Annotated in this window: 17 protein-coding genes; 8 read left to right on the top strand and 9 right to left on the bottom strand. The window is 67.2% G+C overall.

What is annotated here, in order from left to right; genetic code table 11:
* Nucleotides 1–7: 7 nt before the first annotated feature.
* A complete protein-coding gene (locus tag QZY44_RS25945) occupies nt 8–1,018 on the bottom strand; it encodes an IS30 family transposase (protein WP_295454973.1) in 1,011 nt (336 codons plus the stop codon).
* 32 nt (nt 1,019–1,050) lie between these two features.
* Between QZY44_RS25945 and QZY44_RS25940 the strand changes: the two genes are divergently transcribed.
* From QZY44_RS25940 to QZY44_RS25930, 3 genes are read left to right on the top strand one after another with little or no spacing between them, the layout of a single operon-like run.
* On the top strand, nt 1,051–1,590 hold the full coding sequence (locus tag QZY44_RS25940; protein WP_295454971.1) for a hypothetical protein: 540 nt from the start codon (nt 1,051–1,053) through the stop codon (nt 1,588–1,590).
* 49 nt (nt 1,591–1,639) lie between these two features.
* On the top strand, nt 1,640–1,882 hold the full coding sequence (locus tag QZY44_RS25935; protein ID WP_295454969.1) for a type II toxin-antitoxin system Phd/YefM family antitoxin: 243 nt from the start codon (nt 1,640–1,642) through the stop codon (nt 1,880–1,882).
* Nucleotide 1,883: 1 nt separating this feature from the next.
* On the top strand, nt 1,884–2,357 hold the full coding sequence (locus QZY44_RS25930) for a WYL domain-containing protein (RefSeq protein ID WP_365305289.1): 474 nt from the start codon (nt 1,884–1,886) through the stop codon (nt 2,355–2,357).
* Here the strand turns inward: QZY44_RS25930 and QZY44_RS25925 are convergent.
* The 8 genes from QZY44_RS25925 to QZY44_RS25890 form a co-directional block, all read right to left on the bottom strand.
* Nucleotides 2,342–2,701, bottom strand: a complete 360-nt coding sequence (locus tag QZY44_RS25925; protein WP_295454966.1) for a hypothetical protein — start codon at nt 2,699–2,701, stop codon at nt 2,342–2,344. The two genes, QZY44_RS25930 and QZY44_RS25925, sit on opposite strands and share 16 nt — an antisense overlap.
* Nucleotides 2,698–4,959: an ATP-dependent helicase gene (locus QZY44_RS25920; protein ID WP_295454963.1), complete on the bottom strand. Its 2,262-nt coding sequence runs from the start codon at nt 4,957–4,959 to the stop codon at nt 2,698–2,700. Before QZY44_RS25920 ends, QZY44_RS25925 begins: the two co-directional genes overlap by 4 nt.
* Before the next feature lie 23 nt (nt 4,960–4,982).
* Complete coding sequence (locus QZY44_RS25915; RefSeq protein WP_295454961.1) at nt 4,983–5,726, bottom strand: PRTRC system protein B; 744 nt, start codon at nt 5,724–5,726, stop codon at nt 4,983–4,985.
* A complete protein-coding gene (locus QZY44_RS25910) occupies nt 5,713–6,948 on the bottom strand; it encodes a hypothetical protein (protein ID WP_295454959.1) in 1,236 nt (411 codons plus the stop codon). Before QZY44_RS25910 ends, QZY44_RS25915 begins: the two co-directional genes overlap by 14 nt.
* A gap of 87 nt (nt 6,949–7,035) precedes the next feature.
* Nucleotides 7,036–7,254 (bottom strand): PRTRC system protein C, encoded by a 219-nt coding sequence (locus tag QZY44_RS25905; protein ID WP_100922787.1) that lies wholly within the window; start codon nt 7,252–7,254, stop codon nt 7,036–7,038.
* 30 nt (nt 7,255–7,284) lie between these two features.
* Nucleotides 7,285–8,076 (bottom strand): PRTRC system ThiF family protein, encoded by a 792-nt coding sequence (locus QZY44_RS25900; protein WP_295454957.1) that lies wholly within the window; start codon nt 8,074–8,076, stop codon nt 7,285–7,287.
* Between the two features lie 7 nt (nt 8,077–8,083).
* Nucleotides 8,084–8,503, bottom strand: a complete 420-nt coding sequence (locus tag QZY44_RS25895) for a PRTRC system protein E (protein ID WP_295454955.1) — start codon at nt 8,501–8,503, stop codon at nt 8,084–8,086.
* 31 nt (nt 8,504–8,534) lie between these two features.
* A complete protein-coding gene (locus QZY44_RS25890) occupies nt 8,535–10,259 on the bottom strand; it encodes a PRTRC system ParB family protein (protein ID WP_295454953.1) in 1,725 nt (574 codons plus the stop codon).
* Between the two features lie 332 nt (nt 10,260–10,591).
* On the opposite strand from QZY44_RS25890, the gene QZY44_RS25885 reads away from it, so the two are divergent.
* The 5 genes from QZY44_RS25885 to QZY44_RS25865 form a co-directional block, all read left to right on the top strand.
* A complete protein-coding gene (locus tag QZY44_RS25885) occupies nt 10,592–11,176 on the top strand; it encodes a hypothetical protein (protein ID WP_295454951.1) in 585 nt (194 codons plus the stop codon).
* Nucleotides 11,173–12,027 (top strand): hypothetical protein, encoded by an 855-nt coding sequence (locus QZY44_RS25880; RefSeq protein ID WP_295454949.1) that lies wholly within the window; start codon nt 11,173–11,175, stop codon nt 12,025–12,027. Before QZY44_RS25885 ends, QZY44_RS25880 begins: the two co-directional genes overlap by 4 nt.
* Nucleotides 12,024–15,188 (top strand): DEAD/DEAH box helicase, encoded by a 3,165-nt coding sequence (locus QZY44_RS25875; RefSeq protein ID WP_295454947.1) that lies wholly within the window; start codon nt 12,024–12,026, stop codon nt 15,186–15,188. The genes QZY44_RS25880 and QZY44_RS25875 overlap by 4 nt, the downstream gene beginning before the upstream one ends.
* A gap of 9 nt (nt 15,189–15,197) precedes the next feature.
* Nucleotides 15,198–15,461: a hypothetical protein gene (locus QZY44_RS25870; protein WP_295454944.1), complete on the top strand. Its 264-nt coding sequence runs from the start codon at nt 15,198–15,200 to the stop codon at nt 15,459–15,461.
* A partial coding sequence (locus QZY44_RS25865; protein ID WP_295454942.1) for a DNA-binding protein occupies nt 15,458–15,669 on the top strand: 212 nt, incomplete at its 3' end. The genes QZY44_RS25870 and QZY44_RS25865, both read left to right, overlap by 4 nt.

Here is a 15,669-nt window from a genome sequence, read left to right as displayed (position 1 = left end):
GGCGGTTTCAACTTTGAAGTGCAACGGCAGTGTTCAAGAGCCTGATTTCTTGTGACATAACTTCCTCGGGCGTGAGAAAGCCGAGGCATTTTCTGGGACGCGTATTGAGCGCCGTCGCGATCTGGGTCAGGTACCGCTGGGACATCCCGGAGAGGTCTGTCCCTTTCGGCAGGTACTGGCGGAGTAGGCCATTAGTGTTCTCGTTGCTGGGACGTTGCCAGGGGCTATGAGGATCAGCGAAGTACACGCGGATGTTCAGTCGTTGCGCCAGCTCTTGATGGCGGGCCATTTCCTTTCCTTGGTCATAGGTCAGGGTCTTGCGCACGGCGGGCGGCAAGGTGCGCAGGCGCCGGGTGAAGCCGTCGAGCACCGCCTCGGCACCGGCGCCGTCCACCTTGGCCAACAGGACATAGCGGCTCTTGCGTTCGACCAGGGTCCCGACCGCGCTGGCATTGCCCGCGCCTTTGATGAGGTCGCCCTCCCAGTGCCCCACGATCGCCCGCCCCAGCGCCTCCACGGGTCGCTCATGGATCGACACCATGTCGCGCAGGCGCCCGCGCCGATCCTGCCCACGGGTGCGCGGCAGGCGGGTCTTGTGGGCCTGGCGCAAGGCGGCGATCAAGGTCTTGCGCAGTTCACCCCGCGGTTGTGCGTAGATGTAGCGATAGATGGTCTCATGCGACACCACCAGGTTCGGCTCGTCAGGATGCATATGCTTGAGTCTGCCCGCGATCTGCTCCGGGGACCAACCCGCCTTGAGGTCCTTAATGACTGCCTGCAACAGCGGCGATCCAGCCACCAGCTTACGCCGTCCGCGGCGTCGGCGGCGATGCGTGCCACGCCCCGCGCTCACCGCGTCGTAGGTCGCCGTCGTCTGGCTTCGGGCAATCTCCCGCGTCACCGTGCTCGGACAACGGTCCAAGCGCTGGGCAATCTGCCGACAGCTCAGCCCCTCGTTCAGGCCTCGCTGAATGGTGTTGCGGTCATCGGCCGTCAACTGTTTGTATCCAGTTTCCATGTGCTAACCCCCTCCCAACAGGATATGTGTGGGTGTTGCACTTCAATTTTGAGCCCGCCGTGCAAATGGCGTTTGAGTCGGTGAAGATACACCTGTTTCATAGAATCATCGATAGACTCGAGGATAGGCTTGAAGCGGAAGGCATGTACATTGATGTGGCTCCTGGGTTTCGGAATGGCGAGGCACACACATGTTTTCGGGTACGTTTCGGTCAAGACCAAGACAAATGTCTGATGTTCGATTTTGATCAGCGATGGTACAATCAGTTCTATTGGGGCATCAGTAGGATAGCGCAAAATGATCAGTTGGATGAGGGGCGGATGCACCAGATCGAAGGTGTCATGCGCCCCGTATTTGGTGAGTCCGAGCTGGAGCGCGACCCGACGTGGGGGTTGTACTGGTGGAACTACGCGAACGCAATTGGCATTGATGGAGATTTTAGAGACTGGCGGAGCTTGCCGACGCTGATCGCCATGCGGAATGGCAGGTTCGTCAACTCTCTGGTTGCTCTCGCTTGCCGCACGCAAGGTGCGTTTCAGGGGCATCTGGACTTGCTTCTGCCACCGGCTTAATAGTCGTACCAGATACCGTGCAATACGGACCCCAAGCGAGGAGCCCATCATGCAAACCCTGACCGCCAGCGAAGCCCGTGCCAATCTCTACCGGCTCATCGATGAGACGGCGCAGTCCCATGAGCCGATCATCATTTCCGGCAAGCGCAGCAGCGCGGTGCTGATCTCGACTGAGGATTGGAGCGCCATTCAGGAAACGCTCTACCTGCTGTCGGTTCCTGGCCTGCGTGAATCCATAAAGGAAGGGATGGCGGAGCCCCTGACCGAGAGTGCCAAGGCGCTGAAATGGTGAACTGGGAGGTCGTCTACGCGAAACAGGCACTCAAAGATGCCAAGAAACTGGCAACCAGTGGGCTCAAGATGAGGATGAGCCGCTGCGGCTCTATGCCCTGCACCGGATGGTCCGGGCCACCGCCTTGGTCGCAACGCCGGCCCGGCTTGCCGCGGGGTTCGGCCTGGACCAGGCCATTGCCGAGGGTCGGGCGGATTTCGGTCAGGGCGAGCTGATCGACCTGGAACTGCGGGTCCAGGGGTATTTGACCGAGGTCGTGCGCTACTGTCCGCTGGCGGCGGGTCAGCGCCAGGAGGACGAGCCGCCGGAGTCCGACTTCGAGCTGCGGGTGTGGGCGCGCGTGCCCTCGACCGGCCAGTTGCTGCGCTGGCTGCTGGGGGCGGGGGACAATGTGGAGGTAGTGGGGCCGGCGGACTTGCGCCGCATTGTCGCGGCACAGGCGGCCAAGGCGGCGTCGATTTATCGGGACTCGTGAGCGCCGCTCGGTCCTGCTTGCGGGTTGGCGAACGGGTCCGCTGTCGGAGCGACATCGGCCATTGGATTGCGGAGATCGACCGGCCGCTCTTGGCCGAGACCCGTCTCCGGACATTCCAGCTTCCCCTGCGGGACCGCCGCCCGACCCAGTGCCCAGGTGCGGAAGACCGCCCAATCGCAGGCCCAGGCGATCCGGGTGTTCGGCGCGGCGGCCTCCAGCGCGGTGGTGATGGAGAGGCTCGAGGTCGCCAGCCAATCGTCGCCATGGAAGAGCGCGTGGGCGACCGCGCCCGGCAGACGGCCGAGGGCGGGATCGAAGCGCCCGCACGGCTCCAGCGCGGTCACACCCGCTCCATGGCCACGACGCCCGACTTGATGGACCGGCGGGTCCCGCCGAAGTTGATGTCCAGGATGTCCTGGTCGCGAATGCCGACCACCAGGCCGTCGCCGAAGAAGGGGTGGCGCACCCGGTCGTTGATACCCCAGGCGCCGGGCGGCACCGGCGCCGTTGGCGGCTGCGCGGGCGGTTGGTAGCGTTCCTCAAGACCCACTTCCCCCAGATAGCGGTTGAGCACCGGTGCCGCCTGGAGCGACACCTCAGGCAAGTCCGCCCCGCGGTCGGCACCGGACAGCCGGCGGGTGATCGCCTCCCCGAGTGCCGTGCTGGTGCGCAGATTGGCCTCGAAGGCGAAGGGACTGGCGGCAGTCTTCGCCAGACCGGGACCCCGGATGGGGGTGCCCAGCCAGGCCGCATCGAACCGCGCATCCGGCGGCACGACCAACAGGAGCTGCTCCTGGACGCGGGTCATCGCCACATAGGCGAGCCGCCGCTCCTCCTCACGCATTGGCTCCGCACTGGATCGGCGCGACGGGAACAGCCCGTCTTCCAGCCCGGTGACGATCACCAGAGGGAACTCGCGCCCCTTCACCTGGTGAATCGACGACAGCAGCACCGCGTCGCCGCCGGCCTCATAGCGTTCACGGGACCGCCGCAGCGCATCCATGCGGGCGACGAACTCACCGACGGTGGTGCGGGTACGCACCGCCCAGTCAAGCAGCGTCTGATAGGCCAACTCCTTTTCGGCCGCCGCCTCACTGGTGGCCGAGGTGGCGAAGGCACTCACCAGATCGGTGGTGGCGGCATAGAGCCGCAGCGCATCGGCGGCCGGCCGATCGGCCCAGCCCAGGGCCTCGTGCCAAATCTGCGCACGGTCGGCGATCCGCGTTTCGTGATAGGGCTTCCTGGCCTGGCGGGCGGTCTCCATCAGCAGGGTCGGGGCCTGCGCGGGTGCCCGCACGATCGCATCCGCCAGGGTATCGAGCGTGGCCGCCGTGAGCCACAGGGTCGGGGTTGCGAGCATGTGCCGGACGATCTCGCGGGCGCGCGGCTCGGCGAAGAGGGTGCCGGCGGCGAGGCGCAGGTAGCCCAACAGGCCGGCGATCTCGGGGACCCGGAAGAGGTCGTCCTTCGCCTTGACGTAGGGGATGTCGCGCTCCAGCAGGGCCAGTTCCAGACTCAGCGTCTGCGCCCAGAGCCGGGCGAGGACCGCGACCTCGCGCAGCGACCGCCCGGCGCGCCGCCAACTATCGATGGCCGCCACCACCGCGGACTGGTCCCCGGCCGAGGTGGCGCGGATCACGTCCATACCGGTGTCCGGCGTGGACGGTGCCGAGACGCACAGGGTGTCCATGCGGTTGCGGTTGTGGCCGATCAACTGGGCGGCGGCCAGCGACACCCGGTGGCCGAAGCGGAAGGTCCGGGACAGGGTGTAACGGGTCGCCCCGGGGAAGTGCCGGGCGAACTCTTCCCCCATGACCTCCGGCCGCGCACCGCGCCAGGCGTAGATGCACTGAGAATCATCGCCGACCGCGTTGAGGTGCGCCCGGGTGCCGACCAGTTGGATCAGCAGTTCGACCTGGACGCGACTCACGTCCTGGAACTCATCGACCACCACCAGGTCCAGCTTGTTCGTGACCAGCGCGAGCGCTTTGGGGTTGGCACGCATCACCGCCACGGGGTCCGACAGCAGGTCGGCAAAGAACCGCAGGCCGGCACGCTCGCGGGCCTTTTCAAAGAGTGCGAAGGCCCGGACGAAGTAGGCGCAGGACGGCAGCAGGCCAAAGGTCCGGAAGGCGTCCGCGGCGGACAGGAGGTCCGACTTGACCAGCCCGATGAAGGCGCGAAACGCCTCAAACGCATCCTGGCTCGGGTACTCGTCGCTGCCCTCCTCCTTCAGCGCCGCCAGGGCGGCCTCGCGGGCGAGCCGCTTCTCCACGGCTTCGCTGGCTTCCAGGCGGCGGCGGGGCAGCAGGTCATGCTTCTCGAACAGCGCGGTCAGCGACAGTCCCAGGCTGTGAAAGGTCGACACCTTGGGCGCGGCACGGTGCGTCGGCAGTGCGCCCGCGAGCCGGGTCTGGAACTCCTTGGCCGCCTCACGATTGAAGGCGAGCACGCGGATACGTTCCGCCGGCACCCCCTGCTCCAGCAGGAACAGGACCCGGCCGACCAGCATGTGGGTCTTGCCCGAACCGGCCACGGCGTAGGTGAGGCTGTGGCCGCCGGTGTGCTCGATGGCACGCAGTTGTTCGTCGGTGTAGCTCATGGCTTGCTCTGTTCGGGGATCATCTACCGGCTCCGCTCCAACCCCAGCCAGGTCGCCAGCCGCTGGCCCATGGGCACCAGGGCCGCATTGGGAAAGCGGGGCGTCTTGGCCAACGCCAGCTCGCGCCAGAACCGGACATGATCGCGGTCGCTGGTCTCGCCGTGGTCCTGTCGATAGACCAGGTTCCCCCGAAAGTTCCCGTGACTGAACAGGGTGTCGAAGATCGCGCTCTCGTACCCCGGCATGGCGTCGATGCCGTCCAGGGGTGGGACCGTGGCGCTGCCGAGGCACACCCGGCCGTCCTGGTAGACGTTCCACAGAGGCGCATGGAACAGCGGCGTGTGCGCCGTCGGCCGTCCGCGTGACTTGATCGCAGCGAGCCGGATGGCGCCATCGGTGGCGGCGAAGACCAGGGTTGGCCAGGGCACGTCCAGACGGATCGGCCCGTCCTTCTTCCCACGAAAGAGGATGGGGCGCACGGTGCCGGGCACAGTCCAGACCAGCGCTTCGTCCCCGGAAGCGAGCAGGTTCGCCGGGGTCCACCGCAGTTCGCTGGTGCGCTCCCCGAGCAGGGTTTCCAGCAGGGCGCGGGCATCGGCCACGGTCAGCGGCCGACCGGGGAGGATGCGGGTTCCCTGAGCGTCATCGTCCAGCGGATGATAGGTGATCCCGCCCCCGCCCTCCCGGCGCTGTTCGTGGAAGACGATGGCGCCGGTGGGGCGGGTGGTGGTGATGTTGGGTAGCGCCATGGTTTCAGTGAGCGGCATGTTCGGCCTCATCGCCGGACGGGGCGGCCAGGATCAGGGCCATCGCCGTCGCCGCGTTGGTCAGTGCGTCCAGGATGGACCGGGCTCCGCCGGCCAGAACGGGGTGGCTGGCCAGCATGCGCTCCCCCGCCTGGGCGGCCTGATCGAGTATGTCTTGCAGGGCGTCCTCGAACCAGGGCAGCCCGGGGTCCAGTTGGATCAGCCAGTCGAGCGCCCAGGCGCCCTCGTCCTCCGGCGTGGGTACGGCCGGGGAGCGCCCCGCCGCGACCCGCAGACGGGCACACACCAGCCGGACCCAGCGTGCCCAGGCCAGGTCGACCGGGTGCGCATCGGCGCGCTCCAGGTCCGCGGCCAACCGGGCGGCCTTGGCCTCCACCTGCGCGACGGTCAGCGGGCAGCGCCGGTGTTGGCGTGTCACGAACGCCTGCCAGCGGTTGCGGGCGTCGAGCCAGGACGCCAACTCGGCGGCCAGGTCCGCCGCGTCCGCCACGGACTCGGTGCCGCGCTCCAACCAGCCGCTCTCCTGGGCCTCGTCGACGCAGGCGGCATGGAAGGCGGCGGCGTCGTTGCGCACCGCCGCGGGCACCGCCAGAAAGGCGTCCAGGCGCTCCTCCACGCTCCAGAACAGGTCCGGCTGCCAGCCGCGGGTACTGTCGATCCCCAGGGTCTCACGCATCAGAATGCAGGCGCGATAACACAGGCTCGCCAGATCGGGATGCAGGGTGAGCAACGGCAGGCGGTGGCAGACCAGTGCCGTGCCCTCGCCCACCAGGTGGATCGCGCCGTCGCGCCCTTCCACGCCGATCAGCAGGGCCGGGCGCAGCGCGGGGTCCACCAGGTCCGCGACCTGGGCGTTCAGGTGGTCGCCGATGGCCGCCAGGGCGGCAGCGGCCAGTCTATAGAGTGGACGCGCATCGCCACCGTCGTTCGCGTCCAGGGCCACGGCCACCGCCTGGCCGTCCACCAGCCCGGCTTCCAGGGTGAACTCCAGCAGGCCGGCGACCTCCTGCCAGTCCTGCTCCAGCCAGTCGGCATAGGCACGGCGGGTGTCCGTCTCCCCATGGAAGGCGCCGGGCGCGGCACGCAGGGGGAAGGCGAGCGGGCTCAGGCCGGCGGCAGCGCCCGGGGATCGAACCGGCCACGCCGTCGATCCTGGGCGGCGCGGCCGAGGATCTGATCGACCCGGCGCTGTTGCCAGCCTGCTGTGACCCTGAGTCCGCATGGGGTGTGCTCCTGTGCCGATGGCGTTGCGCGGTGATCCGCCCAGACGCGCAGCCGGGCGGTGATCTCGCCGGGGTTCATTGCCGGGCTAGCCTTTGGTCTTCACCGTCGGGCGCTCGACGGGATAGACCAGGGTCCCGTCGGCGCGGAACTCGGGAGCGGCAAGCGTTGCACCCTGGACCTGTGGGAAGTTCGGCGCGTACAGCGCCAGCGCGTCCTCGGCGGACAGAGAGGCGTCGGGGTCGGCCAGTTCCAGGGCGCCCAGGCGAAAGACGCGGGGCGGGGTCTCGATGGTGGTTGCGGTCATGGGATGCTGCTCCTGTTCTGGGTCGGGGGATCAGGCGGCCTGGCGCCGGGCGACGAGTCCAAAGCTCGCCCAGGTGCGGGGGTCGATGGCCAACTCGCGCACGCGCACGCCGGTCGGGTTGATGAAGAAGCCGTGGACGCCGATGGTGCCGTGTCGTACCAACTGCCACAGCAGATCGCAGGCGGCGACGGCCACCCAGCGGTTGATGAACAGGTCTTGGGCGGCCAGGGCCTCGGCAGCGGAACAGCTTGGCGTGTCGTCGGCGTCCAGACGCTCGGCCTGCGCGAGTTCCGGGAACAGGTCATAGACGTTGGGCAGGCGGGCCGGGTCCGCCAGCCAACCACCCAGGTGGCCCAACACGACCTGGCCGGTGCGCGCCCCATTGCCGAGGTCGAGCCACAGGGTGTCGCGCCAGCGGTAGGGGTCCAGGTGCCAATCATGGGCACCGATCTCATGGCGGACCTGGGCCTTGTCCACGCACGTCACCAGCAGATCGACCCGGTGGATGGCATCGAGCGCCGACACGGTGAGGGGCTCGGCAACCCCCTGCCCGTTCAGGCCGCCGAAGGTGCCATAACGATGCACCAGGAGTTCCGCCTTGTTCTGTCCCAAGTCCGCGGGCCAGAAGCGTTGCCGCACGGTATTGGTGGCCGAGACGCTGTCGGGGTCGAACACGGACATCTGGAACCCCGGGTGCCCCAGGGCGCGCAAGGCCCGGTCGATCCGCGCCAGTCCGTCGAGGACTTCGCTGCCGCTGCCCCCGGCACCCGCCAGGACCACGCGGATGGGGTTCGCGACCCAATGGTTTGGTAGGACAAACATGGCGCGCTCAGGCGAACAGGTTGTTGGGGTCGGTTGGCGTTGCCGGCACCGCAGCCGGTATCGGGTCCAGCGGGGCCGCAGCAACCGGCGCTTGCCTGCCCTGTTCCACCAGTCGCGCCCCGGCCTTTCCCGCGTCCTTCAACGCTTCCAATGCAGTGACCTTCATTTCCACATCCCGGCGGCGCTCCCCGAAGGTCGCGAGCAGCGCGGGCAACCGGGCGTCCAGTTCCGCGACGCTGCCGGTAATCCGCAGCGGCATCGCCAGCGCCGCGCGCAGGGGTGCCGTGTCGCCGTCCAGGTTCTCCACCGGCTTGGTCAGGAGGGGCTGCACCAGGAGGGTCAGGCCGCCATCCGGGTTGCGGGCGATTTCGAAGCGGAGGCGTTCGCCCGCGGTCAGGACGCCGGCAAGTTGTTCAAAGAGGGCCATGGTGGTCTCCGGGGGTGTGGCGGGCGGGGGTTCAGGTGCGTTCGGCCAGGGCCTTGAAGCGCCCGACCACGGCCTGGGGGACGAAGCCGGACCAGTCGAAGGCATCCGGAACCAGGGCCGCGGTGATGATCGTGTCCACCTTGCCTTGCAGCAGCCGGGCGTACCTGGCCTCGCCATGGGTCGCGTCGTACCAGGCAGCGAAGCCGGCCTCGCGCAGCAGTGCATCCATGCCCGCCTTGCGGTGGGCACGCAGGAAGGGCTCATCCACACGGAACCGCTGCGTCAGGTCGGTCTTGGTCGTCGCGAGAATCGCCACCGTCGCCCCGGGCAGATCGCCGTCGCTTCGCTCCATGAGGATGTAGCGCACCAGGGCCGCCTCCAGGGCGACACACTGGTCATCGGCCAGGGCCACCAGCGTGGCCATGGCACTGGCACGTGCGGTCGGCACGGCGGCCACCCCGAGCTTTTCGGTGTCGGTGTATCCGGCATCCCGCAGCAGCGCAAAGAGGCGCACGGCACGGGCCACCCGACCATCTTCTTGGGCAAGGTCTGCCGTGATGGCGCGCAGCTTGGTATCGGTCATGTCCTGGACCTTTTGGGGGGTCGCCTCGGCGTGCGGGCTTTCGGCCGCCGGTTGCTTGGGCGCTGCCGCCAACCGCTTGGTCGACGACGCGGCCGGCGCACCCTGCGGCGTCTCAAGCAGACGGCGGTAACCCTGCTGCTTCTCGGCGCGGCAGGCCAGGTTGAAGCACAGGTCTTCCGTCAGCCGCCCCTCCTGCCCCGGCGCGGTCGCGATCAGTACCCCGAAGTGGGCGCACTGCCGACACCCTTCCGTGAGTTGCTGCGGTCCCACCCCGAGTGCGCCGGTCGCCTCAAGCACCGCGTAGGTCTCCGGTGCGCGCTCGGTGTCGAGCCAGACTGCGGCGACCTCTTGGGCCATAGCCTGCTTCCTGGCTTCCAGGACCAGGCGGGTCTTGTCGCCGTAGCACTTGGGGTTGGAGCACTGGCCGCTGTCGATATGGGTGGCGAACAACTGGCCCTGCACCTCCGAGTTGTGGGCGCACCCCTGGCAGGCCGCCTGGTCGAAGATCGCCCGTCCCAGGGGTAGGGCCACCTGACCGATCCGCTCGCGCAGTTGGGCAATGCTGATGCCCTGTTCCAGGATGCGCGGCAGGGTGCCGTCCTGGGTGTCGGGCGCCAGGGTGGCCAGCAACTCACCATGACCCAGGGTGAGGCGGCGGGTGTCCAGGGCCTCAAGGACGGCCGGGGTGCAATGCAGCAGGGCCAACCGGCTGTCGAGCTTCGAGGCACTCCAGCCGAGTCGGCGCCGGGCCTCGTCCCGGTCGCCGTGGCACAGGGTCAACAGGTCCCGCGCCTTCTGCGCTTCCTCGCTCGGGGCCAGATCGTCCCGGTGGGTGTTCTCGACCATCGACATCTGCATGGACTGGAGGTCATCCACCACGCGAACGAAGGCGGGGATTTCGTCCAACCCGGCCTCGCGCGCCGCCCGCCAACGCCGTTCACCGGCGATGATCTGATAGCGCCCGGCGTCGATGGCGCGTACCACGATGGGCTGGATGACACCCTGCCCGCGGATCGATTCGACCAGTTCACGCATCCTGGCCAGGTCGAAATGACGCCGGGGATTATGCCCCGCACGGGGCGCAATGACGTTGACGGGCAGCCAGGCGAGTTGACCGTCCTCGGCGGACGGCAGAGTCACGGCAGCTTCTAGAATGACGGGTTGGGTTTGCATGACGGCCCCTGTCGGTCTATCGGTTATACGTGGCGTTGAAGTGTTCCACGCGTGTGATCCACGGCGTTTGCGTTTCCCCAAGCGACTGATGTGCTTGCTGGCACCGCGTCCTTTCGGCCATTCCCCGAGCCTCTGCGCTGCTGTTCCACGCGCTGCAAGCTGATTTTCGACTGACCGTATTGCCCGCCACCAATCCGCTATAGGTGCCATTATAGCCGCCCGCCGGCTTTCGTCAAGAGTGATATTTTATTAGCACTATCCGCTTTACGTTTTGCGCCGCACTTGCTAGGCTACCACCATCGACTAATCCTTTCTTGATTGCAGAGGCTGACATGACAGGCACACCGCGACCAATGACGCCGGTCGAACGCTTTTCGGCGTCGGTAAAGGACGGTCATCTCAAGGGGGCACTGGATGCGTTGGTCTGCCTCCCGGTCAATGTGATGCGTGAGGTGCTGATGAGTGCCGGTTTCCGCGTCGCCTTTGAGAAGACCAAACCGAAGGTCCTGGCCTATGTTCAGGCCGAGCTGATGCAGGCCGTGGCAGCCCGGGAACTGCCCCGTAACCCCTGGAAAGATCAACCGGAACTGCCCACTGATGCGGTGTTCGGTTCAACGCCCGCGGTCATCGGAGAAAACGAGTGGCGGGTGATCGTGCGCCCCAGCGTCTTTGACGGACGCTGTACTGAGTATCAATGGCGCCGTATTGGTTCGCTCATGTGGCACCCGGCAGGCGAATGGCCGACCTACAACCACAACGACGGGGTCTATATGGGGTGCCCACGGTCTTTGGCGGACAAGGTGTTTTCCCCGAACCAGCACGCTATCGAGGCGGCGCTGGGTCAAGCGCCTGATGCCCTGCTCGGGCAGCAGTTCGTTTTGGCCTTATCGATCGAATCCCTGGAGACTGCGTCATGACAACGAATCCCGGCCAGGTCTACGCCGAACTCTGGAGCGAGTATGTCGCAGCCAGACAGGCATTCGATGCGCGAGCCAATGCACTTAGCCAGCGTGAGGGGAAGGAGTTTGGGGTTTCAGGTTCGTCCCAAACCTTCGCAAAGGGCATCTTCGATACTCGGGAGGATCTCACGAAACGCGCTGAAGAGATTGTTGCTCGCCTGGTCCGCCTGGCATGTGAGGCGTTCACTCCCACGGGTTGCCCGTCACTGACTATCAGTCATGCGGGCTTGCAGGTCCGTTTTGTCAATAATGTATGCGATGATCGCTCGGGCCAGGATTTTGTATTTCGCCCTGAGCGGTTCGACCCGGCCGCGTTGTGGCGCGAACTGGAACAGGGCTATGGTGGGGATAAGGGCGTTGAGCTGGCCTACCGCAAGGCCGCAAATTTCATTGAGGATGAGTTTAACCTGCGCCCGGGGGTTGTCGTCTTGCGCCGCCGTGAGGGTATCGTCCTGCCGCTGCGGGTCTACATCGACAGTTCATTCGAGACGCCCACCCGGAAACCGCTGTCATGGGGCCGGCAAGGCGAGCTTTTTCAACTGCTCGGCTACCTGCAGACGTTCGCGGTCTGGGCAGAGGATACGAGCAATCTGGCAGGCGGTCTCGAGAGTGCGAAACGACGACTGTGCGAACACGGGTACAACGTGGTTTCCCGGCAACGGATTCAGGTCTCTTCTGCCCTGCACATCATTACCTATCACACCCGCTTTGAGTTCGTCTTCGGCGCCGCGATCGGCACGCAGCTGCAACTGTTCCTGGCCCTCTATGGCCGACATTCCGAGAGCGCCGATGCCCAGGAGGCCGCGTGACCACTGCCGCACCCATCCCAACCAGCCACCCTGCCCCTGACTGGCGCCAGGCCCTGCGCGGCCGGACCTCGCTCGGAAGCCAGGCCAAACGCCCCGGGTCACTCGCTGGACTGCACGCGGCCCGCTTGGCGCACCTTGGCCAGTTCTTCACCCCGGACGCCCTCGCCGGCTGGATCTGGCGCATGGTCGTCCCAGCCCTGGAGCGCGCCCTGTCCAGGGACGGTGAAGGCGCTCGGGTGCCCCTGATCGACACCAGTTGCGGCACCGGTGCCCTGCTCCAGTTTGCCGATCCGGCCCGCCACACGCTGGCCGGGACCGATGTTCACGGTCCCAGCGTGACGGCGCTCGGTGACGCTGCCAAAGCGGCCGGGTTCCAGTGCCACTTCTCGACCGTGGGCATGGAGCAGATCGACCCGACCGGCTTCGGGGTCGCCCTGATCAACCCGCCCTTTTCGCTGCATCTGGAGGCGCCAACCCTGGTTGCCGGCCCGGCCACGCACTACGGGCGCTTCGGGCCGGATACCTCAGCCCTGTCGCACGCCTACGCCGTGCAGCAAGCCTTGGCGGCGGCCGACCTGGTGGCCGCACTCTTGCCGCGATCCTACACCGACACCTTGCTGGCCGACCCCGTGGCCTGGCCGCGACTGGTGGCCGCGTTCCACGCCCCGGCCTGGTGCTTCCGCGAGCAGGGGGCCGAGGTGCGGGTGTCCGTGCTGTTCTTCGCCAAGGACCCACGGGCGCCCGGCGCAGCCGTCCGCGTCGAGACCCTGGACGACGCCCTGACCCTGGTGCCGGACTTAGGCCTGTCGTGCCGCACCACGCGGGACCTGAACCCCCGGCTGCACGAAACGGGGATCGTCGACGAAGGACCGACCATCACCCGCCCGGTCACGGGTAACCCCAAAGTCCGACTCGGCCACTCGGGGCGCAAGCTGACCCTGGGCTTTGCCTGTGGTCTGATGGAGGCCAAGGTTCGCAACGCGGTCCTACGCGAGCGGCTCACCGCTCCGGTCATCGACGGCCACCGTTACCCCAAGGGGGTGAAGTACACCGGCCAGGGTGCACTGGATATCGAGGTTCATCTGGCCCAGGCGGACCCGCTGGCGTCCATTGATGCGCTGTGCGACCTGATCCGCGCCACCGGCGCCGACCTGGAGGTCGACCCGGGGTTGTTGCGATACCTGCACAAACGCACCCGCCGGCTGCGCATCGAGCGCACCCCCTTCCGGCATACCATCCTGGTCAAGGCAGACATGGCGCATGGCCCGGCCGGCGCGCTTGTCGGCAAGGCGCGCACCACGCACCTGGTAGACCCCGACACCTGGGGCTCACCGGTCATCAAGGCGGGGGCGGAGGTGGCCTTCTCTGCGGACGGCTCAGGGTCCTACCGGTACCGGGTTGGCGGGCGCGACTTCGGGCTATCGGAAGAAGTGCTCAATCGCCGCTTCGCCGTCGTCACCGGACAGTCGGAAGACCATTGGGAAACGGTCCATCCCGGACGGCTGGTGGCCTTCCCCGAGCGGGCGGCCGAACTTCGCCGCCGTGGGCAGGCGCTTGGCCTGGATGGGTTCCTGTCCTGGGACTACCAGTTCGAGGACCTGCTGGAATTGTCGATGAGCCGCGGCGCCATCGCCGCCTGGGCGGTCGGGCTCGGCAAGGCGCGGCTCGCGGCCGGGTTGATCCTGCTGTCCGGCTGCACCGCCGGGCTGATCTGCACCGAGGCGTACCTGATCGACGAGCTGCGCACCGAGTTGGCCAGGCTCCCGATCCCGGCCACGGACTGGCAGGTGATCCAGAGCCCGCGGGACCTCGACCGGCTCCGGCGGATCAACGTGATCAGTTACCACCGACTGCGAGGGCCAATCAACGGCGCCCACCAACGCCGGACCTACGCAAGCCGGCTGCGGCACCGGATCGGCTGCCTGGTCGCCGACGAGGGGGACCTGTTGCGTAACAAGGGGACGGCCCAGAGCGCGGCCTTGCGGAAGGTTGCAGCCAAGCGGCGCCATGCGTTGTCCGGGACCCCGCTTGGGAACTACCCGCGCGATGCCTTTTCCGTGCTCGCCTTCACCGGGGGCGATGCGACGGCCGCCCAGGTGTACGGGATGCACCGTTGGTATCTGGACCCGGCGCTGCGGCAATCGACCCGTGACTGTGTGCCGGGGGTCGATCGGGTGCGCGAGCAGTTCGTCACCCTTGAGTGGGTAACAAACCAGTTTCGGCAGGATATGACGACCGGGGCCAAACGGGAGGTGCCGAAGCTGCGCAATCTGTCGGCCTACCGGGGGGCCCTGGCCCACCACGTCAAGCGGCGCGTGGCCCAGGAGCCCGATGTGGCGCGGCACTTCCAGATCCCGGTACCGGAGCACCGCGTGACCACCCTGGATTGGGACCCGGCGCACCTGGCCCACTACTTGCGGATCGCCGAGGACTTCCGTCAGTGGTACCTGAAGGGCCAAGCCAACTCCCGCGAGCGCAACCTGATCGCCCTGCTGGCGCGTATCCAGGCGGTGCAGATCGCGGCGGCGATCCCCCAACGCCGCTCGGACAAATCCCCGTTCGTCTACGATGGCGGGCTCACCAGCAAACAACGGTACGTGGTGGACCGGTTGGCAGGGCTGGTGGAGGACGGCCACAAGGTCATCGCCTATGCCGAATGGCCGGAGTTGCTGGAGGTCATCGGGCGGGCGTTGGATCGCCGCGGGGTCGAACACGTCACCATCCATGGCGGCAAGCCCATTGCTGAACGGGTCCGGGAACTGAACACGCGCTTCCGCGCCGGCCCCGCGCCGGTGCTCTTGGCGAGTCTGGGGGTGGCACAGAAGGGGCTGAACATCCCGGAGGCGGATCGGGTGCTGTTCCTGACCCGCTCCTGGACCGCCAAGACCGAGGACCAGGCCGAGGGTCGCGTGCTGCGGCCCCAGCAGACCCGGCCCGTCACGACGGAGTTCGTCCACCTGCGGGGGTCGATCGACGACTACCAGGGGCAGATGGTCACGCACAAGCGGGACGCCATCAACGCCGGGCTGGATTGGGGGACCCCGACGTTGGACGACGTGGAGTTCCTGCACCTGGATACCCTCTTGGGGCGGTTCGTCGAGGACCTGGCGGGGCTGATGGGGTGCCGGACCCATGAAGTCCGGGACCGACTGGCGGCATAGGGGAAGATGATGAGTGATATCGAGGTTGTCATTGGTGAGGGGTCAGTCACCATCCGGCGCTCAGGGCGTTCAGCGCCCATCGTGGCGCAGGTCCTGGGGCTCGATCGGAACCCGGACGGTGAAGTCACCCGTCTATGGCTCGATCGCCTGGTGCATCGGCCGGGGGAGGCATGGACTGGCGCATGGTCCGTCCGTGGGGCGGTGAGTTCGATCATCGAGCGCGTTGGCATCGGCGCCGTTGGTTCGTTCCGCCACCCACCGGAATCACCATGAGCGCCCACGGAGCGACCCGCCAACGCGCCTTCGAGACCGCCTGTACCCTCGCCGCTGGCGGCAAACGCCCGACGATCGCCGCCGTCCGCGAGGGACTGGGCGGCAAAGGCTCCCAGCAAGCGATCGGCGCCGGCATTGACGACTGGCTCGACGAGGCCGCCCGGCGCTTCCAGATCCCCGGCATTCCCGAGGCGCTGCGCACCCAAGT

The sequence above is a fragment of the uncultured Thiodictyon sp. genome, assembly GCA_903837595.1.
In the GTDB taxonomy this organism is placed as follows: Bacteria; Pseudomonadota; Gammaproteobacteria; order Chromatiales; family Chromatiaceae; genus Thiodictyon.
This window is presented reverse-complemented; position numbering and strand designations above follow the sequence as displayed.

Bases quoted from the DNA above. Each gene is read 5' to 3' on its own strand.
- QZY44_RS25870 (WP_295454944.1), top strand. From the start codon at position 15,198: ATGAGTGATATCGAGGTTGTCATTGGTGAGGGGTCAGTCACCATCCGG.
- QZY44_RS25910 (WP_295454959.1), bottom strand. From the start codon at position 6,948: ATGCGGACTCAGGGTCACAGCAGGCTGGCAACAGCGCCGGGTCGATCA.
- QZY44_RS25900 (WP_295454957.1), bottom strand. From the start codon at position 8,076: ATGTTTGTCCTACCAAACCATTGGGTCGCGAACCCCATCCGCGTGGTC.
- QZY44_RS25880 (WP_295454949.1), top strand. From the start codon at position 11,173: ATGACAACGAATCCCGGCCAGGTCTACGCCGAACTCTGGAGCGAGTAT.
- QZY44_RS25885 (WP_295454951.1), top strand. From the start codon at position 10,592: ATGACAGGCACACCGCGACCAATGACGCCGGTCGAACGCTTTTCGGCG.
- QZY44_RS25920 (WP_295454963.1), bottom strand. From the start codon at position 4,959: ATGAGCTACACCGACGAACAACTGCGTGCCATCGAGCACACCGGCGGC.
- QZY44_RS25890 (WP_295454953.1), bottom strand. From the start codon at position 10,259: ATGCAAACCCAACCCGTCATTCTAGAAGCTGCCGTGACTCTGCCGTCC.
- QZY44_RS25945 (WP_295454973.1), bottom strand. From the start codon at position 1,018: ATGGAAACTGGATACAAACAGTTGACGGCCGATGACCGCAACACCATT.
- QZY44_RS25895 (WP_295454955.1), bottom strand. From the start codon at position 8,503: ATGGCCCTCTTTGAACAACTTGCCGGCGTCCTGACCGCGGGCGAACGC.
- QZY44_RS25935 (WP_295454969.1), top strand. From the start codon at position 1,640: ATGCAAACCCTGACCGCCAGCGAAGCCCGTGCCAATCTCTACCGGCTC.
- QZY44_RS25905 (WP_100922787.1), bottom strand. From the start codon at position 7,254: ATGACCGCAACCACCATCGAGACCCCGCCCCGCGTCTTTCGCCTGGGC.
- QZY44_RS25915 (WP_295454961.1), bottom strand. From the start codon at position 5,726: ATGCCGCTCACTGAAACCATGGCGCTACCCAACATCACCACCACCCGC.